The organism is Micromonospora sp. NBC_01412, assembly GCF_045040215.1.
GTDB lineage: Bacteria > Actinomycetota > Actinomycetes > Mycobacteriales > Micromonosporaceae > Micromonospora > Micromonospora rubida.
On the sequence record NZ_CP109528.1, the window covers coordinates 1 to 25,589 of the forward strand.

General features: G+C 69.5%; 18 protein-coding genes and 6 pseudogenes. 7 read left to right on the top strand and 17 right to left on the bottom strand.

Annotation, left to right across the window (positions count from 1 at the left end):
• Positions 1 to 22: 22 nt before the first annotated feature.
• From OG617_RS00005 to OG617_RS00015, 3 genes and pseudogenes are all read right to left on the bottom strand, one after another.
• A pseudogene (locus OG617_RS00005) lies at positions 23 to 466 on the bottom strand (IS30 family transposase); the annotation flags it as partial.
• A 72-nt stretch (positions 467 to 538) separates the two neighbouring features.
• The gene (gene ltrA, locus OG617_RS00010; RefSeq protein WP_405094407.1) at positions 539 to 2,287 is read right to left on the bottom strand and encodes a group II intron reverse transcriptase/maturase; all 1,749 of its coding nucleotides are present in this window, start codon (positions 2,285 to 2,287) and stop codon (positions 539 to 541) included.
• A gap of 726 nt (positions 2,288 to 3,013) precedes the next feature.
• Positions 3,014 to 3,754, bottom strand: a pseudogene (locus OG617_RS00015) (IS30 family transposase); the annotation flags it as partial.
• Positions 3,755 to 4,140: 386 nt separating this feature from the next.
• On the opposite strand from OG617_RS00015, the gene OG617_RS00020 reads away from it, so the two are divergent.
• Positions 4,141 to 4,725: a DUF4158 domain-containing protein gene (locus OG617_RS00020; RefSeq protein ID WP_405097542.1), complete on the top strand. Its 585-nt coding sequence runs from the start codon at positions 4,141 to 4,143 to the stop codon at positions 4,723 to 4,725.
• A gap of 15 nt (positions 4,726 to 4,740) precedes the next feature.
• Here OG617_RS00020 and OG617_RS00025 read toward each other — a convergent pair whose 3' ends face one another.
• The gene (locus tag OG617_RS00025) at positions 4,741 to 5,157 is read right to left on the bottom strand and encodes an RICIN domain-containing protein (RefSeq protein WP_405097544.1); all 417 of its coding nucleotides are present in this window, start codon (positions 5,155 to 5,157) and stop codon (positions 4,741 to 4,743) included.
• Between the two features lie 169 nt (positions 5,158 to 5,326).
• On the opposite strand from OG617_RS00025, the gene OG617_RS00030 reads away from it, so the two are divergent.
• Positions 5,327 to 6,022, top strand: a complete 696-nt coding sequence (locus tag OG617_RS00030) for a CHAP domain-containing protein (protein WP_405097546.1) — start codon at positions 5,327 to 5,329, stop codon at positions 6,020 to 6,022.
• A 123-nt stretch (positions 6,023 to 6,145) separates the two neighbouring features.
• Here OG617_RS00030 and OG617_RS00035 read toward each other — a convergent pair.
• From OG617_RS00035 to OG617_RS00060, 6 genes and pseudogenes are all read right to left on the bottom strand, one after another.
• Positions 6,146 to 6,945 (bottom strand): annotated as a pseudogene (locus OG617_RS00035) (IS5 family transposase).
• 357 nt (positions 6,946 to 7,302) lie between these two features.
• Positions 7,303 to 7,539 (bottom strand): annotated as a pseudogene (locus OG617_RS00040) (IS982 family transposase); the annotation flags it as partial.
• A gap of 98 nt (positions 7,540 to 7,637) precedes the next feature.
• Positions 7,638 to 9,770, bottom strand: coding sequence for an AAA family ATPase (locus tag OG617_RS00045; RefSeq protein ID WP_405097548.1), 2,133 nt, complete (start codon positions 9,768 to 9,770; stop codon positions 7,638 to 7,640).
• Positions 9,767 to 10,579, bottom strand: coding sequence for a DUF4255 domain-containing protein (locus tag OG617_RS00050; RefSeq protein ID WP_405097550.1), 813 nt, complete (start codon positions 10,577 to 10,579; stop codon positions 9,767 to 9,769). Before OG617_RS00050 ends, OG617_RS00045 begins: the two co-directional genes overlap by 4 nt.
• A gap of 13 nt (positions 10,580 to 10,592) precedes the next feature.
• Positions 10,593 to 13,616 (bottom strand): hypothetical protein, encoded by a 3,024-nt coding sequence (locus OG617_RS00055; RefSeq protein WP_405097552.1) that lies wholly within the window; start codon positions 13,614 to 13,616, stop codon positions 10,593 to 10,595.
• 196 nt (positions 13,617 to 13,812) lie between these two features.
• Positions 13,813 to 14,433, bottom strand: a complete 621-nt coding sequence (locus OG617_RS00060; protein ID WP_405097554.1) for a response regulator transcription factor — start codon at positions 14,431 to 14,433, stop codon at positions 13,813 to 13,815.
• 167 nt (positions 14,434 to 14,600) lie between these two features.
• Between OG617_RS00060 and OG617_RS00065 the strand changes: the two genes are divergently transcribed.
• On the top strand, positions 14,601 to 15,890 hold the full coding sequence (locus OG617_RS00065; protein WP_405097556.1) for a hypothetical protein: 1,290 nt from the start codon (positions 14,601 to 14,603) through the stop codon (positions 15,888 to 15,890).
• Between the two features lie 247 nt (positions 15,891 to 16,137).
• Here the strand turns inward: OG617_RS00065 and OG617_RS00070 are convergent, their stop codons facing one another.
• The 3 genes from OG617_RS00070 to OG617_RS00080 are packed head-to-tail and all read right to left on the bottom strand — an operon-like array spanning position 16,138 to position 18,088.
• The gene (locus OG617_RS00070) at positions 16,138 to 16,986 is read right to left on the bottom strand and encodes an LLM class flavin-dependent oxidoreductase (protein ID WP_405097558.1); all 849 of its coding nucleotides are present in this window, start codon (positions 16,984 to 16,986) and stop codon (positions 16,138 to 16,140) included.
• Positions 16,987 to 16,997: 11 nt separating this feature from the next.
• The gene (locus OG617_RS00075; protein ID WP_405097560.1) at positions 16,998 to 17,696 is read right to left on the bottom strand and encodes a DsbA family protein; all 699 of its coding nucleotides are present in this window, start codon (positions 17,694 to 17,696) and stop codon (positions 16,998 to 17,000) included.
• Between the two features lie 23 nt (positions 17,697 to 17,719).
• A complete protein-coding gene (locus tag OG617_RS00080; RefSeq protein WP_405097562.1) occupies positions 17,720 to 18,088 on the bottom strand; it encodes an antibiotic biosynthesis monooxygenase family protein in 369 nt (122 codons plus the stop codon).
• A 139-nt stretch (positions 18,089 to 18,227) separates the two neighbouring features.
• On the opposite strand from OG617_RS00080, the gene OG617_RS00085 reads away from it, so the two are divergent.
• The 4 genes and pseudogenes from OG617_RS00085 to OG617_RS00100 form a co-directional block, all read left to right on the top strand.
• Positions 18,228 to 18,710, top strand: a complete 483-nt coding sequence (locus OG617_RS00085; RefSeq protein ID WP_405097564.1) for a MarR family winged helix-turn-helix transcriptional regulator — start codon at positions 18,228 to 18,230, stop codon at positions 18,708 to 18,710.
• 110 nt (positions 18,711 to 18,820) lie between these two features.
• A complete protein-coding gene (locus OG617_RS00090) occupies positions 18,821 to 19,141 on the top strand; it encodes a hypothetical protein (RefSeq protein ID WP_405097566.1) in 321 nt (106 codons plus the stop codon).
• Between the two features lie 33 nt (positions 19,142 to 19,174).
• Positions 19,175 to 19,954, top strand: a complete 780-nt coding sequence (locus tag OG617_RS00095) for a transposase family protein (RefSeq protein WP_405103608.1) — start codon at positions 19,175 to 19,177, stop codon at positions 19,952 to 19,954.
• 798 nt (positions 19,955 to 20,752) lie between these two features.
• Positions 20,753 to 21,483, top strand: a pseudogene (locus OG617_RS00100) (IS3 family transposase); the annotation flags it as partial.
• A gap of 339 nt (positions 21,484 to 21,822) precedes the next feature.
• On the opposite strand, the gene OG617_RS00105 reads toward OG617_RS00100, so the two are convergent.
• From OG617_RS00105 to OG617_RS00120, 4 genes and pseudogenes are all read right to left on the bottom strand, one after another.
• On the bottom strand, positions 21,823 to 23,016 hold the full coding sequence (locus tag OG617_RS00105) for a CaiB/BaiF CoA transferase family protein (RefSeq protein ID WP_405097570.1): 1,194 nt from the start codon (positions 23,014 to 23,016) through the stop codon (positions 21,823 to 21,825).
• Entirely contained in the window at positions 23,013 to 24,074 is a 1,062-nt protein-coding gene (locus OG617_RS00110; protein ID WP_405097572.1) for an aldehyde dehydrogenase family protein, read from the bottom strand. Before OG617_RS00110 ends, OG617_RS00105 begins: the two co-directional genes overlap by 4 nt.
• Before the next feature lie 190 nt (positions 24,075 to 24,264).
• Positions 24,265 to 24,402, bottom strand: a pseudogene (locus tag OG617_RS00115) (hypothetical protein); the annotation flags it as partial.
• Between the two features lie 101 nt (positions 24,403 to 24,503).
• Complete coding sequence (locus tag OG617_RS00120; protein WP_405097574.1) at positions 24,504 to 25,556, bottom strand: dipeptidase; 1,053 nt, start codon at positions 25,554 to 25,556, stop codon at positions 24,504 to 24,506.
• Between the last annotated feature and the right edge of the window lie 33 nt (positions 25,557 to 25,589).

Consider the following 25,589-nt stretch of genomic DNA (forward strand, 5'->3'; position numbering starts at 1 on the left):
GGTCCTCGCAACACCTGATGGCTTAGGTGGCTGTCAGTAGATCACGCAGACGCTCGGCTGGGTTGTCCCAGCCGAGCGTCTGTCGTGGGCGGCCGTTGAGTTCTTGAGCGACGTGCTCAAGGTCTGCGGGTCCGTGGACCGACAGGTCGGTGCCCTTGGGGAAGTACTGGCGGAGCAGGCCGTTGGTGTTCTCGTTGGATCCGCGCTGCCAGGGCGAGTGCGGGTCGCAGAAGTAGACGGGCACCCCGGTGGCGAGGGTGAACTGCTTGTGGGCAGCCATTTCCGCGCCCTGGTCCCAGGTCAGCGATCCGCGTAGGTGGGCCGGCAGTGTGCCGATGAGATCCACCAGCACGTCGCGGACTTCTTCGGCGGTGTGCCCGCCGGGCAGATGCCCGAGCATCACGTACCGGGTGGCGCGCTCGACCAGCGTCACGATCGCGGACTGGTTGCCCGCGCCCATGATCAGTCGGGTAGCCCCGGCGCATTGCTGCGCCGGGGCCCCCTCAGAACCGTGCTTGCGGCGTTAACCGCACACGGCTCAAGCAAGCCCTGGAGGCTCGCTGACGGGCAGAATGCTTGGCCTTTGGCCTTCGCCGGCTGGCTGCCGTCGGAGGCAGTACGCGTGTATGAGACGGGAATGAATAGCGTCCGGCTTACCGTCGATCGGGGCGACGACATGTTGTCTGACGATCGCCTTCCGGATCGTGCGTGTCCACAGTTCCCATTCGGTTGGGGTCTGCGGCGCGTGCTCGGCGTGTAGCAGAAACCCTCGGCAGAGCGAACATCGACCTTGCTGTTTCTTCAAAAGATACAGCGTGGCTTTGCCCGTTGCTGGAGGTCCTTTGCAGCGCCGATCGGCCCAATACTTGCTGAGAGCAGGATCGTCCGGGGACGCCGTGCCCTTGACCAGTTGGTGCCGGACGATCTTCGTCCAGGAAAACTTGATCAGGTAGGAGCCGCTGTCACGGTCACCAAAAACCCACCTGTCCTGCCTGGCCTGGTTGAACCGGCCGAAGTACCTGTCAACGATCCAGTGCTTCGACTTATTCGGGTGGCTGTGTTTCGCCCACTTGTAAAGCAGAATCCACACATAGTTGTCCAGCGCCGTGAATATCTCGCTCGACACCACCGTCCGGTAATAGGCAGACCAGCCCCGGACGATGGGGTTGATCTTGTAAAGCACCGCCGCCGCGTTAGCTCCTCGCAAAGCTATTATCTCGCCGCGTAGCCTTTCCCGGATCCGTCTCAATGCCGCCTTGCTCGGTCTGATCAGCAGTTTCCCGTGATAGCGGCGGACGTTGAACCCCAGAAAATCGAACCCATCGCCAGCATGGACGATACGAGTTTTGCCCTCGTTGAAGGCTAATCCTCTGGACGTCAGCCATTGCCGTAGCCTTTCCTTGGCCTGGTCGGCCCGCTCATGGCTGTGGCACATCACGACGAAATCGTCTGCGTATCTCACCAGCACCGGACTGTCTGTTACCGCACTGCCGGCATCTCTGCCGGCTGTGAGGTAACGGACCCCGGCGGCATTCTCCATTCCATGCAAAGCCACGTTGAACAGCGTCGGGCTGATCACTCCGCCTTGGGGAGTTCCTTCCCCGGTCGGGGCGAACCGGCCATTATCGATCACACCTGCTTTCAGCCATCGTTCCACTCGATCCCTGGCGGGAAACGCGCCAAGCAATGTCAGCAGGTGCCGGTGATCGATCCGGTCGAAGGCTGCCGTCAGGTCAGCGTCGAGGATCCACACCCGCTGCGGGTTCTTACCGTTGAGCGTGGAATAGATGGCCCCGATCGCGTCGTGACAGCCGCGGCCCGGCCGAAATCCGTAGGACTTCGGCTCAAATCGGGCCTCCCATTCAGGTTCCAACGCGTTCGCTGTCAAGGCTTGTAAGGCCCTGTCGGCGATCACGGGAATGCCGAGACCACGCCGTTTCGTGGTTCCGGGCTTAGGAATGTAGACACGCTTGACGGGACGGGCAGTCCACATGGCGCTGTCGTGCTGCATCCAGTCGGCCAGTTCAGCCTTGGATTCCGGGTGCAGCACGACTTTCCCGTCGACGCCCGCCGTCTTACGGCCAGCGTTGATCTCCGTGACTCGCCGCACGCTGATCAGCGTGTTAGCGCGAGAACGGAGCATCAGTTTCTGCAGATTGCGGACCCGTTTAAGGTCCCCCGCCTGCGACGCCGCGAAAATTCTCTGACGCAGACGACCCACGGCATCTTCAGCCTGGCGCCAAGCGATCGACGACCAGTCGATAACATCGCCCTCCGGTCCGTTCACCACGGCAACATACTCACCACGAGCCAATCGGAGTGAACACTTGCGTCACTGTGACGTCCAACTTGTCCTTCGGTTCCGGTGTCATTGTTCAGTGTTTCTCCACAGGCTCACCAGACCCACGTCAGCACCCTTTCGAGTCCGGGCATCGCCCGTATCCGGCCAGTTATACGGAAGAATCCGATGGAGGATCGGATGACTCCTCCGATTTCCTGTTTCCTTTCGGCTACCGGCATTCGCTTCTTGGGCCTTCCTGTCCCCGCTGAAGAATTGAGCTTTCCTCGCAGTCGGCCGACCGGTCATCGAGACCCGGACTCCAACGGGATTTCCACGTTCCGCACGAGTGAGACACGACCGGGGTGGGTGCCCTCTTTATCCCGAGGCGGCGGTGTCCTTCTGGCTGGAGTGACCTCTACCAGCCAGCGCCTGCCGCTTCTCAACGGCCAGCCCTGTACCCCATTACCGCATTCCGTCGACAGGGCTTGGGATCACGAGACATCATCGAGGGTTCATTTGCATTCACCCGTCCGGTCTTCCCCTTAGCCTGTAGCTCCCGGACGGAACGGAAACCCTTGGGCTTGACTCCTGAGCTTCACACCCCGCCGTTACCAGCAACGCATGTCAGGAGAGGGGACGAGCCAACGGACACAGGACCGGGACTTGCCATCAGTAATAGACGAACCTCCAAGCGGCAAATCCACTCAAACTCGTGCGACTTCGTGTCGCACGGTCGCCTTCCCAGTGGCCGGGCACGGCGCGGTCCTCGGCCTCGGCCGGGCGCTCGCTGATCATGACCATGCCGTCGACGAACCGCGGGGTGCGCTGGTCGGGGCGACGATGTGGCTTGCGTCGGGTGCGGCCGGTGCGCAGCGCCGCGGCGACCTCGCGCTTGAGCGCGCCACGGGCCTGGACGTACAACGCCTGGTAGATCGTCTCCGCGCTCACCCGCATCTCCTGGTCCTCGGGGTACTGCCTGAGCAGAGCGTTGCAGATCTGCTGCGGTGACCAGCGTTCGCGTAGCCCGTCGACCACGAAGTCGCGCAGCGGACCGTCCTGCAGAAGCTTGCGGTCCTTAGGCCGGGGCCGGGACGCGGCCCAGGCTCGGTGCGCGGCATAGGCGCGGTAGACCCCGTCGGCGCCGGCGTGGTTGTCGATCTCGCGCTTGATCGTCGAGGCAGATCGCCCGAGCGCTCGCCCGATCGCGTTGAGCGACTGCCCGACGCGGCGCATGTCCGCGATCGTCTCGCGCTCTGCCACGGTCAGGAACCGTGAGTGCAGCTCCTTGTCCAGTGCCGTCAGCGACGGCAGCACCTGAGTGACCACCCCGCTGTTGTAGTCCACCCGGCGCCCATCCCGGTACGTCCGAGAGCTGCGTGTCTTGCGTACTCCCCAGTCCCAGTCCTTGGCGGTGCGCTCGTTGACCCCGACCAGCTGCGCGGCACGGCGCCGGGCAACCCCCTGCTCACGCAGGCGCTCGTACTCATCCCGACGGGGATGACGCCGCGAGATAGGCGTCGAGCGACGCCCTACTCGACGAACCCACCCGTACGCGGTGTTCCGGTTGACTCCGGCTTCCCGCGCAGCAACGGCCACGCTGCCAACGCGATCGAAGATCTCGAAGAACCTTGCCTCGAACTCAGCAGAAACGGACACGGTCCTCGCAACTCCCAGAAGGTCTGGGTGTTGCGAGGACCGCTAGATCCCAAGGTCCGTGGGGGGCCTTCTGCTCGCGGGGGGTGGCTACAGGGGGTGTTGGTAAGAACCGCGACACCCGGGGCCAAAAAGATGATCTAGGTGTGAGGGCTGTCGGGGTGAGTTGGGCGTCGGAATGATCTCCGGCTGTGAAACGTCCTTCGATGAATCTCGGGGACCTGGTTGAGCACTGGACGTTGGTCGGTGCTGAGCAGGACCTGGTCGCGGCGAAGCACCGCGATACGCAGCTCGGCTTTGCGCTGTTGCTGAAGTTCTACGGCCGGTTCGGCCGGTTCCCGCGCGGCCGGGCGGAGCCGCACGACGACGTGGTGGAGTTCGTCGCGCGGCAGCTGGGTGTGGACGTGGGCTCGCTGGGCTTCTATGAGTGGGCCGGGCGCACGATCAAGCGGCACCGCGCGGAGGTCCGTGCTCATCTGGGGTTCCGGGAGTGCATGGTCGCCGATGCGGAGAAGCTGACCGATTGGCTTGCGGGCGACTACGCGCAGAAGGAACGCCGGTTTGAGTTGGCCAAGGACGCGGTGCTGGCGGAGCTGCGAGCTCGGTCGATCGAGCCGCCGACGCCGGACCGGGTGGACAAGATCGTCCGGTCGGGTCTACATCAGGCGGAAAAGATCCTCACCGAGCAGATCGCCGGCCGGCTGTCGTCGGATGTGCGAGCACGGCTGCTGTCGCTGGTCGCGGTCGCGGACACCGACGTGGACGATGCTGATCCGAGTGTTTGGCGCTGATCAAGACCCGCCGGTTCAGGAAGCGGATGCCTCGACGTCAACGCGGAACGTCTGATCGCCCTCGCCTGTGCACGGCTCCTGCACGAGTTCGACACCGCTGACCGTCTCGTCGCCACGAATGCCGAGACAGAGTTCGCTATGCACGGGGCGGAGCCGGTAGCCCTCCAGTGGAGCGGCGACCGGCTCGACCCGGAACACTTGGGCTGGCCCACCGGCTGCGCAGTCGTCCCAGGGTTCGAGCAAGCCGCTGGCCGGGCCGTTGGCCAGCACAGTCAGGCAACCCACTCCATGCTGCGGGTGGCTCCACTTGATCTGAAAGCGATCCCCATCGACCGGCACGAGCAGCGTCCTGGGCGGCTCGGCGTCCTCGCACGATCGTTGCACCGCGACGGCCGAGTCGTATCGTCCGGTGCGCTCCCGCCCCTCAGTCACACAGAGCGCCGGTGTCCGGGCGGGCGGCATCGCCCGGACCGGCAGGCCGGACAAGCTCCTGGCCAGCCCGGACAGTGCTACGCCTGTCCGGGACTGGAGCGACCCATTGCCGGACGTGATCGACTAGGTAAGCCTCGACCGCACAAACAACCTTCCGGAAAGGGCACTGATGAAAGCGACGATGAGAAAAGCAATTCGTACGGCGCTGGTTGCCGCAGTCGCGGCGGCGTCCGTCACGTTCATCGGCACGGGCACGGCTCACGCCGCCGGTGACACCCAGCTCGGCATCGACGTGGGCAACATCGCCTGGGAGCAGTACACCTCCACCAGCACAACGGTTTCGGTCCGCCGATCGGAGGCCGGCAACGAAGACTGCAACTACTACACCGGGTTCTGGACCGACCCGGACAACGACCGCAGGACCAGCCACGGTTCGGCCGCCTGCAGCCCCGCCAAAACCACCTCGGGCACCATGTACAGCGGTGGTGTTAAGCAATCAATGCCGGTGAGCTGGCGTTCCCGGGCCTGGTGCGCGGACTTCGCGAAGTACGCCTTCTACTGGGGCACGGCCGAATACTCGGGGCTCACGCCGCACTCATCAAGTTTCATCACCTATGGCAACAACAATGGCACCTGGCACTCCAGGAGCAGCGGCTATACCCCCCGCAAGGGCGACGCTGTGGTTTTCAACTATGACGGCGGCGAGACGGATCACGTTGCCATCGTTACCTCGTACTACGCAGACACAGTGGCAAAGGGCTATTACTACGTTGTCGGCGGGAACCAATCCGATGGCGTCACCCACGTGAAGTGGTACCCGTCGGACACTCGCATTGTCGGCTACGCCTCGCCGGCGGCGAAGTAGGCAGCAGGTTAGCGGGGGCGGGCCGTTCGGCTCGCCCCCGGCAGACTCGCACCGCACCACCCCGGCGCGGCCGAAGCCGCCGCGGCGTGGCTCGCCGCCGGGCTGCACGTCTCCTAACAACTCCTAACTCTTTGAGTGTTGGAGTCGGCGCCAGCAGATGATGGCGCAGGCGAGGGTGAGGAAGGCTTCGTGGATGTCGTCGCGGATCTCCCAGCGGATGCGCAGGCGGCGGAACCAGTGCAGCAGGGCGATGGTCTGCTCGACGACCCACCGTCGGGCGCCGAGTCCGGAACCGTGTCCGACGCCGCGTCGGGCGATGACCGGGGTGATGCCCTGGCCCGAAGCTGTCGGCGGTAGCAGTCGTAGTCGTAGCCACGGTCGGCGTAGAGCCTCCGCGGTCGTTGCCGGGGACGGCCGCGGATGCCCCTGATCCGGGGAAGCTTGTCGACCAGGGGCATGAGCTGGGTGACGTCGTGACGGTTGCCGCCGGTCAGACTCACCGCGAGGGGAATGCCGCCCGCGTCGGTGATGACGTGGTGCTTCGAGCCCGACTTGCGGCGGTCGACCGGACTCGGACCGGTTTTGGGCCGCCCTTGAGCGCCCGCACGTGGGAACCGTCGATCACCGCCCCGGACATGTCCAACTGCCCAGCCGCTCGTAGCTTGCCGAGCAGGACCTCATGCAGTCGCTGCCACACGCCGGCGTCGTTCCAGTCTCGTAGCCTGCGCCAACAGGTCATCCCCGACCCGAACCCCAACTCCTGCGGCAGGTACTCCCACGGGATCGCGGTGTGGAGCACGAACAGGATCCCGCACAACACCCTGCGGTCATCCAGGGGCTTACGTCCGGGGTAGCGGCGCCGCCGCGGTGGGACGGGGCGGCAGCAGCGGCGCGATCTCGGCCCACAACTCGTCCGAGACGATCCACGGCGGCTGCTCACCCCTCCTCACGTCCAGACAGAACGATCCTCACGTCCAACCGGTTACGCCCAACATCATTTAGTTAGGAGTTGTAAGTACTACTGGTCGGTCGGGGGCGGCTACTACGACGGCTACCTACAGGTGACCCGCGCCGGTCCGGATGTACGGGTCGAAGTGTCGATGGACGGCTACGGAGGCCTGCTCACCAGGCGGGGTGAGACCGGACTGCAAAACTCCTCCTCGATCCGCCAGGCCTACATGCGGGCGTGCTTCAACACGAGCTTCATATGCACGAGCTGGTGGTAGCACCCTGACCAGGGCCGAGTCGAGAGGCGCTGCCTCTCGACTCGGCCCTCTGCTTCCTGTCGCAGTGAGGTCGGGGTCATGTTCCAGGACAGCGGTCAGGACCTGCCGTTCGTCGACCTTCGGTGCCGCGAGGCCCAGGTGATCGGCAGCCCGGCCGGGGTGCAGATCAGGTGTAGTCGTGGTCCCCAGAAGAACCGTGAGTGCGAGGTGCAGTAGCCGTAGCCGGCCCGCTCGGCCAGGTCCGGAGCGTTTCACGGTGGGTCGGGACCGGCCGCGTTCCACCGGTGTCGAACGGATCTTCAACACCCTTCACCTATGCCCACAACCCGGGTCGGTAGGACTTACTCGTCTAGCGGGCCGGCGTCTGCCCTCAGCCAAGGCGGAGGGCGTCAGGCTCGGCGGGGCCGGGCGCCGTTCGGCGTGGCTGCCGGCAGGAGCAGGCGGCCCAGCTTGCGGTACTCGCGCTGGGCGGCCGTCATGACCATCGCCATGGTCACCGGCGTCCCGGCTGCGGCGGCCAGATAGCCGGCGCTGACCGCGCAGGCCCGGATGCCGCCCCCGCTCAGCTCGAACGCGCGGGCGCAGTGGCCCAGGTCGACGTCGTCGGCGCGCGGCAGCTCGACGCCGAGGCAGCGGTCCCACAGTGCCCGCCGCTGTGCCACGTCCGGGATCGGGAAGTCCACGACGACGTCGAGCCGGCGCAGGAACGCCTCGTCCAGGTTGGCCCGCAGGTTCGTGGTGAGCACCGCCACCCCGTCGAACGACTCCATCCGCTGCAACAGGTACGCGCTCTCCAGGTTGGCGTACCGGTCGTGGGCGTCGCTGACCTCGGAGCGCTTGCCGAAGATGGCGTCGGCCTCGTCGAACAGCAGCACCCCGTTGACCCCGGCCGCCTCGGTGAAGATCCGTTCCAGGTTCTTCTCGGTCTGGCCGACGTACTTGTCGACCACCGTGGAGAGGTCCACCACGTACAGGTCGAGGCCCAGGTCGGCGGCGACCACCTCGGCGGACATGGTCTTGCCGGTGCCGGAGTCCCCGGCGAACAGGGCGGTCACCCCGCGCCCCCGCCCCCCGCCGGGGCGCAGCCGCCACCCGCCCAGCACCTGGTCCCGGTGGCGTACCCGCAACGCTAGCTCGGTGAGCTGGTCCCGAGCCGGGGCCGGGAGGACCAGGTCGTCCCAGCCGACGGCGGGCTCCACCCGCCGGGCCAGCTTCGCCAGCGCCGCCGCGTTCTGCGAGCGCACCCCCGCCCGGACGTGCCGGGAGGTGACCCGGTCGGAACCGTCGAGGACGGCCTGCTGGGCTGCGGCGACCGCCGCCCGCCGCACCTGGTCGGGCGCCAGCACGTACGCGGACAGCTCCCGCTCCGGGTCGACGTCGGCCGCCAGCCCCACCGAGCGTCCCGCCAGGGCATCACGCCACAGCCGGATCCGCTCCGCCGCCCCGGCCGGGGCGGCGGTCACCAGCAGCGGGGACCGGTCGGCCCAGTACGGGTCCCAGCGCAGCCGGCCGGTGAGCAGCACCGGCACCGGCAGAGCGGTGAGCCGGCGCAGCAGCCGGGCCTGGGCCGGGCCGGCCGCCGGGTCCAGGGTGTCGACCGGGCCGACGACCAGGCCCGCCCGGCGCAGCCGGGCCTCCCGCACCACGACGGCGAGGGCCTCCTCCGGCGTCGGGTCGACGCCCAGCGCGTCCAGGTCGAGGGCCAGGACCGACCAGCCGGCCGCGAGCAGGGCGGCGGCGGCCAGCTCGTCGGCCGCCCCGCCTGGCTCCTCGCGCAGGTAGACCAGCCGGTCACCGGCGCGCAGCGCCGCCGCCAGCCCGTCGGTGACCGGCTGCCGATCCGCCGGCCGGGGCACCCGGCGGACCAGGCCGTCGGCACGCCCGTCGCCGCCGTCTTGCCCGAGGAGGTGGCCGGTGACCCGGTCCGGTACCCGCAGGCTCCGGGTCAGGAAGGGGCGGTCGTCCTCCTCGACGAGGAGCAGGCCGCCGGCCATCAGCGGGCCGGTGCCGGCCAGGCGGGTCCGAGCCGCTCCGGTGACCGGGGAGACCCCGCACAGCCCCAGGGCCAGCCCGGTCGTCGCCCGCCGCCGGGTCACGTCGTCGTTGAGGTACCCGTAGAGCCGCTCGTACCGCTGGTCGAGGTCGGGCAGGAGCGCGATCAGCAGCAGTTCGACGTCCAACGGCGTCAGTGCGAAGTCCTCGGCCAACTCCCGCAGCGGCACCCGGCCACCCGCCGACCGGGCCCGGTCGGCCCACCGGTCGGCGGTCGCCACCGCCTCGGCCGCGATCTCGTCCGGGGCGGGTGGCGCCGGGTCGTCCACGAGCCGCCAGGCGTCCTCGTCGGAGACGTGCAGCCCACGCAGCGGGTCGTCCGGGGCCGGGTCCGCGGCGCGCGCGGTGGCGACGGCCCGCCGGACCCGCTGCTCCACCAGGAACAGCCGGGCCCGCAGGTACGTCGTGCCCGGCGGTTCGGTCCGCTCGGGTTCCGGGGCCGTCCGGGCGTCTTCGCGTACGGCGGTCACCGGCGGCCGTCCCCGATCGGCCCGCCGGTGCCCTGGCGTCGCTGCCGCTCGGCGGCGGTGCCCCGCGCCCGGCGTACCCCGATCGGGGTGGTGGTCTCCCCGGGGGCGGGGTCCGGATGGCGCAGCCGCCGGGTCTCCGTCCCGGCGGGCGGCTGCTCCGCCGCTGTGTCGCCCGGGCGGCGGGCGCGGGGGCGGGCGGTCCGTCCGGGGCCGGCCCGGTGGTCGTCCGGGTCGGAGTCGGCCCGGGCGCCGACGCGCAGCCGGAGCCCGTCGGTGACCGGCTGGGCCGCGAAGGCCGTGGACGCCGCGATCGGCGTGGTCACCACCAGGTCCAGCGACGGCTTCAGCGAGCCGCCGAGGGCGGACCAGATGTCGGCCAGCCCCCGGTCCCGCCTCGGCGGCACCGCGATGCTCATCGGCACGGTCAGCCCCAGGTCGGCGAGGCCGCCGACCAGCCGGCCCGGGGGCAGCACGTCGTGGGTGACCAGCCCGGCCAGCAGCACGGAGAGCAGCCGGTGCTCGTCCTGCGGCTGGGCGGTCCACGCGGTCACCAGGTACGACAGGGCGAAGTACCGGGGCGGCCGGTGCTCGGCGACGACCACGCCGTCCGCGTCGCACTCCTCGATCCGGCCCTCCCGGCGGTGGGCCATCTCCTCCCGCACGTCGTAGAGGAACAGGTTCACCGTCGGGGCGTTGCGCCGGGCCTCCCACTCCCGGGTCGGCGCGTCGAAGGCCAACTGCACGTCGGTGCCGGCGAGTAGCTCCTCGGTCAGCAGCGCGTGCAGCGCCTCGTCCACCTCGTTGATCATCGTCGTCGTCCCCTCACCAGCCACGACCGAGCAGACCGGGCGGCTGTTGGGCGGGCATGACCACCCGGAAGTCGGTGCGGACTGTGCCGAACCCCGGGCCGGTGGCCAGGACCTTCCGGGGGCCGAGCTGGTCGCGCGGCACCACCAGGAGCTGGGCCGCGAACGTGCCGTCGGCCGCCGGCACGGCCGGGTTCGCCGCCACGGTGAGGCCGACGTCCCAGGCCAGCCGCACCGGCACGCCGGGCGGGAAGTCGGTGCCCCGGATCGAGGTGACGAAGCCCGGCGGCCCGATGTCCGGGACGGCCACGATCCGGGGCTGCACCACCCGGAACGGCGCCTGGGCGGTGTCGGCCAGCCCGCCGTCGCCGGCCACCGCGCCACGGACCGTCGTCGCCGTCGCCGCGGTCGGGGCCAGCACGAAGGTCAGCGTCCGGCGGGCGCCCGGGGCCAGGTCGGGGACCGGGCAGGAGGTCGCGGAGCAGCCCGCCGGGCGGGTACGGACCGGCACCCGGGCCGGCAGCACGGGGGTGATCCGGACCCCGGTCACGCCCTGGCCGCCGGTGTTGCGGACGGTGTAGGTGACCGTGACCAGCCCGCCCACGTACCCGGGGGTGGGGTTGACCGTCACCGTGATCTCCAGGCCGGTCGGGGCCGGGCTGGTCGGCGTCGGCGTCGGGGTGGTCGTCGGCACGGGAACCGGGGTGACGGTCACCGGCACGGACGCCTCGTTGTCCGAGGGCCGGGCGTCGGCCGTCCAACCCCCGACCGACCAGGCCAGCAGGTACGTCCCGGCGGTCACCCCGGTCAGCTCGACGCGCACCCGGACGGTGTTGCCCAACCCGACGACGCCCAGGTCGCAGCCGGGCGGGTCGACCTGGCAGGAACCCGCCTCCGGCTCCAGGGCGGTGACCTCGACGCCGTCCGGTACCCGCAGGTCGAGGCGGACGTTCGTGGCCGGGGTCGGCCCCCGGTCGGTGACCGTCAGGGTCAGGGTGGTCCGCTCGCCGACCCGCACCGGCGCCGGTGGCTCCAGGACCGTCGTGGCCAGGTCCACCGACCGCTGCCAGGTCGGCTTCCGGTGCCGGCCGGGCAGCTCCCAGGTCAGCCCGTCCAGCACGCCGGTGTCGAAGTCGTACGTCTTGACGTACTCGGGGCTGGCCGGGTCGGTGTACCGGCGGGAGTTCAGGGCGAGCCGGTGCCCCTCCGGCGACCAGGCCACGTCCCGGGGCCGGTGCGGACCGTCCGGCGGGGCGGTCAGCGGGCCGGCGCAGTCCGCCTCCGGGGTCTGCGGCGCCAGCACCTGGCAGTCGCCGCCGGCGGTGTCGGTGACGACCAGCCCGTCGGCGCCCCGCCCGAAGGCGATCCGGGTGCCGTCGGGGGAGAAGCTCGGGCCGTAGTCCGCCCCGGTGCACCCCGGGCAGCCCGCGGCGGTCAGGTCCCGCTGCCCGGTGCCGTCCCGAGCGTCGACCGTCCACACGTGGCTGTCGGCCGCCGCCCCCTCCGGCTGCCCCCGGACCAGCGCCAGCGCGGACCCGTCCGGCGACCACGCGGGCTGGCTGTCGGACCGGTCCGCGCCGGCCCCCGGCGGCACCGTGAGCAGGCGCTCCCCGGTGTCCACGTCGGCCACCACCACCCGGCTCGGCCCGCCCGGGCCGGCCAGGGCGTACGCGACCCGGGTGCCGTCCGGGGACCAGACCGGGTCGGTCTCCAGGTCCGAGTCCGCGCGGCCGGCAAGGGTGAGCGGCCGGGGGTTGCCGCCGTCGGCGTCGACCACCCAGAGGCGGGAGACCCGGCGGCCGGCCACAGTCTCGAACCGGTTCACCACGATCCGCCGGCCGTCCGGGGAGTAGTCGGGGCGGGCGGTCCAGGGGTCGCCGTCGACGGGCCGCCAGAGCCGGTCCGGGTCGGTCGCCGCGCCCGGGTCCTCCCGCAGGACGGTCAGTCCGAGGTCCCGGGGGTCGGTGGCGTCGGGGCGGATGTCCTGCAACGTCACCGTGTACCGATCCGGCGCGGTGGTCCGGCTGACCAGCAGGCGGGGCGGGCCGGCGCCCGGCGGGACGTACCAGGCGGGGTCGCCGACGAGGCGGTCCTCGGCGAGGCGGAGCACCGCTTCGCAGGGGCACCAGTCGTCGCGCGGCACCCCGGTGTAGACCAGGTCGACCGCGCCCCGGGCGCCGTCGGTGCCGGTGGTCCGGCTGAGGAACGCCAGCGTGGCCCCGTCCGGCGACCAGCTCGGCCGGTGGCTCTCCCAGAGCTCGTTGAGCAGCAGCCGGTCGTCGCCCCCGGCGCTGTTCATCAGGTGGATCTGCCGCTCGTCCGGGCGCTGCGGCGCGGCCGTGTACGCGATCCGGTCGTGCGTCGGGTCCGGGTCCCAGGCGGGCTCCCCGGCCCCCTCCGGCCGGGCGGTCAGGGCGGTGACCGGCCCACCGTCGGCCGGCACGCGCCGGACCTGCGGCACGCCCGCGTCGTCGCGGCACTCGAACGCCAGGGTGGAGCCGTCCGGCGACCAGGTGGGCCGCCGGTTGTCGCCGGCGCCATCGGTGACCTGGCGCAGGCCGGTGCCGTCGGTGCCGATCACGAAGATGTCGCGCCAGCTACCGACACCCTCCCGGGTCAGCTCGAAGGCGATCCGGCTGCCGTCCGGAGACACCGAGGGCGAACCGGCCACCTGCACCGGGTCGTCGGTCAGCCGGACCGGCTCCCCCACACCGCGCCGCATCCACAGTTGGGCCAGCTCCGACTCCCGCCGGCTGACCCAGGCGACTACGTCCCCACCGGCGGACGCCTCGTCGTCGAAGTGCGCCGGCCCGCCGCCGAACAGCGGCACGGCGGTCGCCGTCGCCCCGGAGCCCTCGACCAGGCCGATACTCCGGTGCCCGGTGCCCAGGTAGGCGACCCGCAGGTCGGTGACCGGCGGCGGGTCGGCCGGCTCGGCGGACGACACCCGGCCGGGCAGGACGGCCAGCGCCCATGCGCCCAGCAACGCGGAGACCGCAGTGACGGCGGCGACGAGGGGGGACCTTCGGAAGGGACGCAATCGACACCTCGGCGGTGGGAGACGGCGGGGCGGGAGGGTGGCGGGCGGCCACGTCGCGCACGGCCCAGGCGGTCATCATCGACGCGGTGACGGCGTCCGGCACAGGGACTGCCGGCCAGGGACCGGGGCAGGATCCGCTTCGGTACGGGCAACGGACCCCGTCCCGACGGACGGGCCGCCGGGACGGGGTGCCGGCTCAGATCAGGTCGTTTCGCAGCGCGTACGCCACCGCGTGGGCCCGGTTGCGCAGGTGCAGCCGGGTGGTCATGCCGTGCACGACGTTCTTCACGGTCCGCTCCGAGTAGGACAGCTTGGTGGCGATCTCCCTCGTCTCGAACCCGTCGGCGACCAGCCGCAGGACGTCGACCTCGCGGGCGCTCAGCCCGCCCAGGGTCAGCCCTCGGGGGTCGAGCACCTCCCGCTGGAGCCGACGCATCTGGTTCAGCAGCCGACCGAGCAGGTCGGCCGGGACGCTCCCCTCGCCCCGGGCCGCCGAGAGGATCACCTCGACCAGGCGGGTGCCGGACGCCTCGCCCCGGCGTACCACCCCCACCACCCCACACTCGACGGCGGCCGACAGTTGGCCATCGTCGAGTGTGGACGGCACCAGGACCAGCCGGGTCTGCTCCCGGCGCAGCCGCCGCAGGGACTGCACCCTCTGCGGCGTCAGGCTGTCCACGACGACCAGGGTCACCGCCGCCTCGGCGGCCTCCGCCTCGGCCAGGACCCGGACCTCCGGGCGGCCCGTGAGCTGACCCGTCACGCCTGTCCACGAGATCGGATCCGTCGCGTGCACGTAGACCGGTACCCGCTGCATCCTCGTCTCCTCACTCCCCGGCCGTCGGTCCGCGCGCCGACGGCCGGGGAAGTATGCGTACCGTGTCTTCGCGTGTACTTAACGTCGCCCCGGCGGGCACATCTCTGCCCGCCGACGTACCCCGATGGCCCCTGACAGCCCGGGAAACCGCTCCTACGCTCGGCCAGATGCGCGCATCGGCGAATCTGGCCAGCACCTCCGTGAGCGTCGCCCCCGGCGGCGAGATCGAGGTCCCGGTCACCGTGCGGAACGCCGGCGACACGGTCGAGGCGTACCGGTTCGAGGTCCTGGGTGTCCCGGACGAGTGGGTGACGGTGGAGCCGGCGTCCCTCACCCTCTACCCGGCCGGCTCGGGCACCGTCGTGGTCACCTTCCACCCGCCCCGGTCCGCCCGGGTGGACGCCGGGGACCGGCGCTTCGGGGTCCGGGTCGTCCCCTCCGAGTACCCGGACTCGGCCCTGGTGGAGGAGGGCGTCCTCACCGTCGAGCCGTTCTTCGAGCTGGCCGCGCAGGTGCAGCCACCGTCGCGGAGCGGGCTGCGCGGGGCCCGGTACCGCATCGACACCGACAACCTCGGCAACGTGACCGAACCGGTCGGCTTCGCCGCCGCCGAGGGCACCGACCAGGTGACGTTCGTGCTGCCGGCCGAACCGGTCGAGGTGCCCAACGGCACGCGCGCCGAGACCCGGCTGCGGGTCCGAGCCCGCCGGCTGCTCTGGTGGGGCGAGCCGAAGGAGTACCCGTTCACCGTCGAGGTGCGGCCCTCGGACGGCCGGGCCCGTGCCCTGGACGCCACGTTCGTCCAGCGCCCGGTGATCTCGGCGGGGCTGCTGAAGCTGCTCGCGGCGCTGCTGGCCCTGCTCCTGGCGCTGGCCGCGATCTGGTTCGGGCTGCTGCGCCCGCAGGTGAAGACCGCCGCCCGGGAGGCGGTGGAGGCGGAGAAGGCCCGGCAGGTCGCGCAGGGCGAGGCGGTGCCGACCACAGCGCCGAACCCGGTTCCCCCGACCGCCTCGCCGGCCGCGCCGGGCGGCGGCACACCCGGCGGCGGTACGACCGACGGGGGCGGGGTCGGCGGTCCCGCCGGAGGCCTCGGCGGTGAGCAGTTCTCCGTCGCCGTCACCTTCCGCACCAGCCCCAACGGGTCGGCGGAGCGGAGCTACACCGTCCCCGAGGGGCGGACGTTCCTGCTGACCGACTTCCTGGTCGACAACGTGCAGGGCGACGAGGGCACGCTGACGGTCACCGCCAACCGGGTGCGGGTGGTCACCTACGCCCTGGAGAACTTCCGCAACCAGGACTACCACTCGGTCACCCCCATCCGGGTCCCCGCCCGCGCGAAGGTGACCCTGACCGTGGTCTGCCGTCGCCCGGGCACCCCGGCCAACGCCCCCCGGGCCACCACCTGCCGCGAGTCGCTCTACCTCAACGGGGTGCTCACCAAGGCGCCGGAGGACTGACCCGGCTCCACTGCGGGAGGAGGCCGCCTCTCCGCCTCGGCTGCGGTGCCCGGGGTGAAGGCCGCCGGGGCGGGGACGGGGGTGGGGCTGGTCGGGCCTGACCGTCCGGGCCAGGACTCTCTCCGTGCGGGCGCAGCATCAGCGGGGGCATACCAGCGCGGGCGCGTTGGTTCGTGCGTGCTCGTCGTTGGTGGCCTGGGTCGCCAGTGCTCAGTCGGGTGTGGCCGGCGGGCCGCCCGTCGGCCGCTTACCCGCGGCGGGAACCCGGTGTGATGGCGAGCGCGGCGACGGCAGCCACGATGGCGACGATCGCGCCGGTGGTGAAGCCGCGGGTGAACCCCTCGGTGCCGGTACCGGCGATGCTGACAGCGGCAATGCTGGACGCGATCGCGGCACCGAGTGAGGCGCCGAACTCGTGGTACGAGCTGATGGCGCGGGACACCGCACCGTGGGCGTCGGGGCCGAGCGCGTACATCACCGACGCGACGACCCTGGGGGTCCCCGCCCGGCCCTCGTTGACCCACTCCTGGTTGATCTCGGGAATGAACTCTTCGAGGTCCCGCACCGACGCCGTTCCGGCGATCCATCCCGTTCCGCGGGTGGCGATTCGGCGCAGGGCCGCTTTCGAGGTTCCTCCGAACAGCATGGGTGGTCCGCCAGGTGTGGCCGGCCGTAGCCCAATGTCGACGCGATCGTTACAGGCGTCGTCCAAGAGGTTGAGCAGGGCGGTGAACTGTTTGCCGCGAGTGGCGTAGTCCACGCCGCTGGCGGTGAAGTCGTCCGGCCGAAAGCCGGCGGCGAGGCCCAGTCGTAGCCGGTTCGGTCCAGCGAGTTGGTCCAGCGTGAGGACCGCCTTGGCGAACAGCAGGTGGTTGGTGTGGAGCGGGGCCAGGAGCACGCTGGTGATGAGCCCGATCCGGGCGGTGGCTCCAGCCGCAGCGGCCAGGGCGACCAGTGGTTCCGGCGAAGTCCACAGCAGGCGATCGCTGACGCCGAGCGCGGAGAAGCCTCGCGCGTCGGCGCGGCGGGCAAATTCCACCAGTTGTCGGCCGTCGGTCCACGGTGCGTGGCCGGGCAGTCCAATACCGATTTCCATGGTCTCAGTCCTTATCGTCGATGTGTCAAGCCGGACCGTCGCTGAGGTGCCCTCTCGCGCTGGCCGGGAGACGAATCACGGATGGCGGTAACGGCGTCCTGCAACTGACGCCGAAGGGCGGCGGAAGGCTGCACGCCCGACACACGCGTCCCGCTCCCGATCACCAGCGTCGGGACGCTGGTGACGCCCAGCTCATACCCTCGGCGCTCGTCGGCCCGGACCTCCAAGGCGTAGGCGTCGCTGGCCAGGACCGCCCGAGCCTCGGTGGCGTCCAGTCCTGCCTCGACGCCCAAACGCTCAAGGACCCGAAGGTCCGCGATGTTCAGCCCTTCGGTGTGATAAGCGAGAAACAGCCGCTCCATGACCGCATCGGCTCGACCGTGGATGGCCGCCCAGTGGCTCAGTCGATGGGCGTCGAAGGTGTTGACCGGCCGGGCGAGGTGCAGGTTGAGTTCCAGCGCCTCGGCCGCGCCGACGCTACGGATGTGGGCGATTTTCGCGGGAGCCCGATCTCCCCACCAGTCCGGCTCGGCCATGTGTTCGGCGGCCGTTGCCCCCGGAATTCGAGACGCATGCGGGTCGAGTTCATAGCTGCGCCACCGCGTCTGTACACAACTACGCTCGTCGAGCCCGGCGAGGGCCGCGTCGAGGCGTCGCTTGCCGATGAAGCACCACGGGCACAACACATCGACGTAGACGTCGACTCTCATCACGATCCCCTCGTCGTGAACACTCATCCCGTCGGGTCGGGCCAGCTACTCGCCCAGCGGTCCGGGGGAACCTCTCGCAGGACTCTGAACCGATCCATCCGAGGCTCCGTGACGCCGGGTAGCCCATCCAGGGCCTGCCGGATCGCCGCGCCGAGACCCTCGGTTTCGGGTGAGCCCTCGAACATGCGCAGATGAGCCTCACTGGCCCAATGCACGATTGCGATCACCCGAGCGCCATCGAGGCTGGCGAGGAACCGAGCCGACCGGAATCCGGGGTGATGACGTACCCACCGTTCCTGGATTTCAGCGAAGGTCTCCACCAGCTCCCGCGCGACATCCGGACCGTCGACCGGATAGTCAATGATCGAATAGAAGCCCGAATCCACGGTCATGAGCGCACCGCCGTTCGCCTGAGACCTACCACGACCGATCCATGACGACCATCCAGACAGTTGACGCGTGAACTGTTCACGCGTCAACTGTAGGCAGGGAAAAGTTCACGTGTCAACAGTTGTCCCGTACACTCACGCCGTGCAGAGCAAGGGGGCGAAGGCGACCGAGGACCAGGTCGCAGCGTGGCGGGCGCTGTATCGTGCCGACTCGCTGCTGTTCGGCCACCTCAACAACCTGCTGCGTTCCCGACTCGGCATGACCTACTTTGAACGCGAAGTGCTCTCCACCCTCACCGACGCTGGCGGACGCCTCCGGATGGCGTCGCTCGCCGCCGAGCTGATGATCTCCCGCAGCGGCGCCACCCGGCTGGTCAACAAGATGGAGACGAAGGACGGCTGGGTGGTCCGGGCCACTTCGGCGAGCGACCGAAGGGCCATCTGGGCGGAACTCACCCCGTCAGGCCGGGAGGCGCTCGCGGCCACCCAGCCAGTCGTCGACGCCGTCGTCTCCACCTTCTTCGCCGATCACCTGGACGCGGCCGAACTGCCGCGAATTACCAAGGCCCTCGACCGCCTCGCCACTGCGAACCCCGGCTCTGCGGACTTCGACTGCGGCCTCTGACTCACCGGACGACCTAACGCTCGCCGACTCGTCGGACTCGCCCCAGGCGACCACGGCCGGCTCCCAAGCCAGGCGACGGCGGCCCGACCATCAGGTAGATCGGCTCCGCGATGGCCACCGGCGTGAGCAGCCGGCCCAGCGTTCTCACCCCGTTCCACCCCTACCTCCGGCAACGTCTCGCCGGCGGTGTCCACCAGGCAGCCGACCTGCATGCCGAGATCCTGGCCTGCGGCTACCAGGGCAGCCTGCACGTGCTGCGGGACTGGCTCACCACCGCCCGCACCCGGTCCACCCCCGTGGCCGTCCGGGTGCCGTCCGCGCGGCGGATCACCGCCTGGATCATGCGTCCCGGACACAAACTCACCGACGACGACCGCGCCAACCTCGCCGACGCCCGCAGCCGTTGCCCGGACCTAAGGGACGTCTCGTAACTCGGTGTCGGGTCCATGGTGGATCATGTCGTGGTGCAGGTGATCACAGCAGTCCGCCCGGAGTGGATCTTCCCGTTCACCGGGCTGCAGCCCGCCCAGTTTTGCAGGCTGGTCAGGCTGGTCGCCGAACGCGGCGGGGACGCGATCGTTGACGGGCGGCCGGGACGGCAGTGGTCACTCGACCTCGCCGACCGGGTGCTACTGGTCGCGACCTACTGGCGCACCAACCTGACCATGCGACAGATCGGACCACTGTTCGGGGTGTCGCACTCCGCCGCCCATCGGGTCATCGACACCCTCGGCCCCCTGCTCGCCCTGGCCCCGGTACGCCGACGTCGGGTCGACCAGATCGCGATCGTCGACGGCACCCTGATCCCGACCCGGGACCACCGGCTGGCCGCACAGAGCAAGAACTACCGCTACAGCACGAACCTGCAGGTCGCCATCGACGCCCACACCCGCCTCGTCGTCGCCCTCGGCGACCCGCAGCCGGGCAACCGCAACGACACCATCGTCTACCGCACCAGCGGCATCGACCAGAAACTGGCCGGACGGCCGGTCATGGCCGACGGCGCCTACCGCGGCAACCCCGAGGTGATCATCCCGTACCGCAAACCCGCCGACGGCAGTGAACTACCCGGCTGGAAGGCCGACCTGAACAAGCAACACCGCAGGGTCCGGGCGCAGGTCGAACACGCCCTGGCCCGCATGAAGACCTTCAAGATCCTGCGCGACTACCGGCGTGCCGCCCACACATTGACCTACACCGCTTCCGGCATCGCCCACCTCCACAACATCATCCTGCTCGGGTGACGCCGCCACCGTTGACCGGCAACGCCTTCACCGAGTTACGAGACATCCTTTAGACACCCTCACCAACACCGGAACGCCACTGGCCGAACGCCTGCGGCAGGGCGGGACCACGCGCGCTCACGACCGTGCCCGCGAAATGGCCGCGAAATGGCCGCGAAGGCGTACTGGGAGGCGATAGAACGGGACTGGCAGCTCCCGCCGATAGTGGCCCAGACCGACCCGGAGCAGGAGCAGGAGCAGGAGAAATCCTGAGCAGCGTCCCGTCCGCGTGATCAGCTCGGCGAGCAGCTACACCGTGGCCTCGTCGAGGTCCGGGTTGCGATCCTCGCCCTGTCCGGAGACCGGGCGCAGCAGCAACCGCTGGCGCCTGCGTCAAAGTCGCCCGGTCGTCGGCGGCCCTCACTGCCGCTCAGCCGCCCCTTCAGTACACGAGCTTGATCTTGGTTGAACCATTCGGTCCATGTCGGCCGCTGGTGCCCATTTGTTCGCGTTCAGGGCGATGCCTTAGTTGGACGGTGTCCCACTCAGTCCGCCCCTTGCGAGCCTATCCCTAGCGCCCGAGCACCCGGCGAGCACCCACTGAGCCTTTCCGAGTAACGGCCTGAGTGCTCTGGGTGGCGGCGTTGGTTGTCGGGTGTGGACACGACCGCACGTGCGGTCGTCCGACGAAAGAGCGCAGGAGCCGGTAGGAAGTGGACTGCTCACAGAGCACTTCACACCAGGGGGGAGTTGCCCCCTGGTCCTGGACACTTGAGCCTTGGATCGTGATGGTCTGGGGAGATCAGGAGTCCCTGACAGATGGTGATGAAGCACTACCCGGCCGGGTTCAAGGCCGACGCGGTCGCGTTGTACCGGTCTCGTCCTGGGACGACGATCGCGCAGATCGCTGATGATCTCGGGGTCAATCGGGAGACGTTGCGTAGTTGGGTCCGCGCCGATGATCAGCGTCGGGATGCGGTGGCCGGGCCGGCGGGGTCGTCGGCGGCCGGGTCGGTGGAGGACGAGAACGTCGCGTTGCGGCGGCGGGTCCGGGAGTTGGAGGAGGAGCGGGACATTCTGCGGAAGGCGGCCCGGTATTTCGCCGGGGAGACGCGCTGGTGAACCGCTTCCAGTTCGTCGCCGACCACCAGCAGCGCTACGGCGTGAAGCGGTTGTGTCAGATCATCGGAGTGTCCCGCTCGAGCTTCTACTACTGGCGCTCGGCCGCCGAAACGCGGGCCGCCCGGGATGCCGCGGATACGGCTCTCGTGGGTCGGATCCGGGCGGTCCACGCCGCTCACGACGGCACCTACGGGGCACCCCGGGTCACTGCTGAGCTGCGCGATGCCGGCTTGGCGGTCAACCGTAAGCGGGTCGCGCGGGTGATGCGCCGCTTCGGCGTGCAAGGGCTACGACTACGCAGGCAAGCTCGTACGACGGTGCCGGACCCGGCCGCGGCCGCGGCGAGGGCCCCGGATCTGATCGGCCGGGACTTCACCGCCCCCGCGATCAACCAGCGCTACATCGGCGACATCACCTACCTACCGGTGCTTCCAGAGCGCGAAGACCAAGGTCTCGACCACTACCAGGTCCGCCGCTACGACGCCTGGTACCGCCACACAACGCTCGTACTGTGCGACCATGCCTACCTCGCCGTGACCACCGCCCACGCGAAAAGGGGGACCCCGAACCTGATCATGAAAGGCTCATCCCCTTCGCCCTCGGCGAGGTCCGCCGTCTCCTGGCACACCTGATCACCACCACCCGAACCTTTGACCACATCCATCGATGGTCACGATGGCGACGCCGACACCAGCAGCGGCCAGACAAGACCACTACCAGCGAAGACACCGACTCCACCAGCTACGGCCGGAGTACTAGGCTTCGACTTACTCCCTCACGCTAGTCGGGCTCGGACGGGGATCGGTTGCCGACAGCCATGCGAGGACCTCGTCCGTGTCGGCACCGTTGTCGGGTGGCGGCGTCGGTGCGGCGGTGCGGTACCGCGACCAACTGACTGGGTGCCGAAGCTGACGGGTCCATCCGACTCCGACCTCGACGGTCGGGCTCAGACCGAGCTCTTCGGCGAACGCGATCGCCTGCGGGATATCGTTGACCTTGCCAACGGGCACCAGCGCGGCGCGCAACCGATCAACCCAGGTGTCGCCGTCGGCGGCGCACAGCAGACGTTCCAGTTCGGGCACAAGGTCGTCCCGGTGCGCTACCCGGTCAGCATTGGTACGGAACTCGGGTCGCCCCGCCAGTCCCGCATCGCCCAGGACCGTGACCAGACGCGCGAACTGGCCGTCGTTGCCGCATGCGACCGCGATCAGACCGTCGCGACAACGCAGCGTTTCATAGGGAACAACGCTCGGATGCCGGTTGCCCATCGGCCGTCCTGCAGTGCCGGTCTCGAGCGAGGCTTGCCCCTGATTGATCAGCGAACCGAGCAGGCTGGTCAGGAGGGTCACCTCGATGTGATCGCCCAAGCCGGTGCGTTGCCGGGCGATGATGGCTGCCAGGATGCCCGCCACGGCGTCCTTGCCGGTCAGGACGTCAACGACGGCGACACCGACCTTGACCGGATCACCATCTGGATGCCCGGTGATGCTCATCAGGCCGCCTACCGCCTGGACGACGAAGTCGTAACCGAGCAGATCTCGCCCGGCACCGCTACCGAAACCAGTGATCGAGCAATAGACCGTGCCTGGGTTGCGGGCGCTCACGGCCCCGTATCCCAGACCGAGCCGATCCATCGTTCCGGGCTTGAAGTTCTCGACGACGATGTCCGCCCGGACCGCGATCTCGAAGGCGGTCTCGCGGTCGACCGGGTCGCCAAGGTCGAGCGCTATGGACCGCTTGCCACGATTGAGGCTCTCATAGTAGGTCGTACTGCGCCGGGAGTACGGCGGGCCCCAGGTGCGGGTGTCGTCACCCGTCCCTGGTCGCTCGATCTTAATGACCTGCGCACCCAGGTCCGCCAGCGTCATCGTCGCCAACGGGCCGGCCAGGACTCTACTGAAGTCCGCGACCACCAACCCTTCCAGGGGACAGCCGGGCGGCGACGCGTGCGGCCCGGTCACCATTGCCTGCCCTCCTGGTCATGCCGAATCAGCCGCCACGGGTTGGTGTCCTGTAGCACCGGGGGAAGCGCCTCCTCGGGAACGTTCTGGAAGGCGACCGGCCGGGTGAACCGTGCGAGCGCGTCGGCACCCACGCTTGTGGCATCCGGTCGACTCGTCGCTGGCCACGGTCCACCGTGGTGCATCGCGTCGATGCAGGCGACGCCGGTGGGCCAGCCGTCGACGACGACTCGTCCGGTGCGGCTGGCGAGCTGAGCCACGACGGAAGGGACATCGGGATCCGCCGCGCCAGCGGTGAACACTGATCCAGCCAGTGCGGGCTGCATACGCGACAGGATCTCCCCCACCTCCGCGAAGTGGCCGTACTCCCCGACCAGCCCCACCGGACCGAAGCACTCCTGCAACAGCCGCGAACCTTGGCGCAGCACGTCGAGTGATACCGAGAGAGCAACCGGGCAGACGACCTGTTCCCCGTCAGCGGGGCCGCCGGTGGCGAGTACCTCGGCGCCGACGGCCACCAGATCACGAACTCCGGTGTGAAACGCGTCGGATATCCCTGCGGTGAGCAGACGAACTCCGCCCCGCGATGACACCGCATCCGCGATCGCCCCAGCGGCACCACAGCCACGCGGTACGAGAAGCAGACCAGGCTTGGTACAGAGCTGCCCCCCGCCACGGGTGAACGATTCGACGAAGCCGGCGGCTATGGGCGCGATACGATGGGCGGCCCCAGGGGTCACCACAACCGGATTGACGGTACCCATCTCCGCGAACACCGGTATAGGTTGCGGGCGCGCCCGGACGGCGTCAATCAACGCCATCCCTCCGGACTGCGAGCCGGTGAAGGCCACCGCGGCGATCTCCGCCGACTGGACGAGGGCCAGGCCCTCCGCGAACCCCTCGATGAGACCGAACGTTCCAGCCGGCGCGCCAGCGGCGTCCAGTGCCATCGTCACGGTGCCGGCGATCGCTCGTGACAGTCGCGGATGCGCCGGGTGGGCTTTGACCACAACGGAACAACCCGCCGCGACGGCAGAACACGTGTCGTGACCGAACACTCCATACTTGAACGGAAAGTTGCTGGCGCCGAAGACCGCGACGGGCCCGATCGGAAGCTGGGCCTTTGCGCAGGTCCACTTCCGACTCGCCGGTCAGCCGCTGGGCCCGGGCCCGCAGCCAGTCGCCGCCCTCGCCGGCCGCCGCGTAGTAGCGGGCATTTGCAGCGGTCTGCGCCAGTTCTTCGCGCAGCCGCACCTCGCCCAGCCCGGTCTCCGATTCCGCGAGCGGCACCAGGAGCTCCGCCTGCGCCTGCAGCGCATCGGCCACGGCCTCCAGCCAGCGGCGCCGCTGCGCTGGCGCGGTGGCGCTGACCCCGGCGAAGGCCATCGCGGCTGCGCTCGCCGCGGTGGCCACCGAGACGCCTGACAGGTCGCCGAAGCCGGTTGTCGCACTGCCGGCGGGGGCCGCCGGCTGGCCACAATCGATGCTCAACGTCTCCCCCAAACCGTCTCGAACACGCGAACGAGGTTTCCACCCAGGATCGCGCCGATCTGTTCCCGGGAGTACCCGAGCTTGACCAGAAGTTCGCTGTAGATGCCGTAGCTACGCAGGTCGCCGTCGAAGCCGATGGGATAGTTGTGGTGACGCGCCTCGCCAACGAGGTTCGGATTCTCGTGGCGGTGCCAGATCCGGCGTGTTTCGTTGTTCTCGTTGATGTCGGTGGCAAGGCCGACATGTTCGACACCAACCAGGCTGACGACGTGGTCGAGGTGTGCTGCCAACGCATCCAGCGGCGCGGCCGGTCCGGTCCGGTCACGCACGAAGGTACTGTACGGCGTCAGGCAAATGACGCCGCCCTTCTCCGCGATGGCCCGGATCTGGTCGTCGGTCCGGTTGCGGGGATGGTCGTAGACGGCTCGAGCATTGGCATGGGAGAAGATCGACGGGTTCGCGGAGGCCTCGATCGCCTCAGCGGTTGTCTGGTCTCCACAGTGGGAAAGATCGACGACGACACCATACTCGTTCATCGCCCTGATCACGTCCCGGCCGAACAGGCTCAACCCCGCGTTACCCGGTTCGAGGCAGCCGTCACCGATGTGGTTGCGGGTGTTGTAGGTCAGTTGCATGATCCGCATGCCCAGGGAATGGAAGAAACCGACCATCTCGATGACGTCTTCGATCAGGTCCGCGCTCTGCGGCCCGAAGATGATGCCGGCCCGCGCCTCACGCTTCGCCCGCCGGATGTCGTCGGCCGTCAGGCAGAGGATGGCCTTGTCGGGAGCCGCCGCGATCCACGTGCGATGTGCCCGAAATTCTTTGACAGCGTTCATCGCGCCCGATGACGAATGCGGGACGGTCACATTGGAAACGGTCACCCCGCCCTGAATCATCTTGTCAAAGAACTGCTCCTGGATTGGCCGGTCCAGCCAGGCGTCCACGATCGCGACGTTGGAGCAGTCGATGACGAAGGCATCGTCGTACGCGGCCTTCGCTTTCGCGCGATCAATCGGTGAAAGGTCGAGGGAGTTGTCCCTGTCCACGTTGATTCCTTCTCTGCCGAGCACTTCCCGTGT

Excerpts from the sequence above, each read along its gene's own strand:
- OG617_RS00020 (WP_405097542.1), top strand. The coding sequence starts at position 4,141 with ATGAATCTCGGGGACCTGGTTGAGCACTGGACGTTGGTCGGTGCTGAG.
- OG617_RS00030 (WP_405097546.1), top strand. The coding sequence starts at position 5,327 with ATGAAAGCGACGATGAGAAAAGCAATTCGTACGGCGCTGGTTGCCGCA.
- OG617_RS00050 (WP_405097550.1), bottom strand. The coding sequence starts at position 10,579 with ATGATCAACGAGGTGGACGAGGCGCTGCACGCGCTGCTGACCGAGGAG.
- OG617_RS00060 (WP_405097554.1), bottom strand. The coding sequence starts at position 14,433 with ATGCAGCGGGTACCGGTCTACGTGCACGCGACGGATCCGATCTCGTGG.
- OG617_RS00065 (WP_405097556.1), top strand. The coding sequence starts at position 14,601 with ATGCGCGCATCGGCGAATCTGGCCAGCACCTCCGTGAGCGTCGCCCCC.
- OG617_RS00070 (WP_405097558.1), bottom strand. The coding sequence starts at position 16,986 with ATGGAAATCGGTATTGGACTGCCCGGCCACGCACCGTGGACCGACGGC.
- OG617_RS00075 (WP_405097560.1), bottom strand. The coding sequence starts at position 17,696 with ATGAGAGTCGACGTCTACGTCGATGTGTTGTGCCCGTGGTGCTTCATC.
- OG617_RS00080 (WP_405097562.1), bottom strand. The coding sequence starts at position 18,088 with ATGACCGTGGATTCGGGCTTCTATTCGATCATTGACTATCCGGTCGAC.
- OG617_RS00090 (WP_405097566.1), top strand. The coding sequence starts at position 18,821 with ATGGCCACCGGCGTGAGCAGCCGGCCCAGCGTTCTCACCCCGTTCCAC.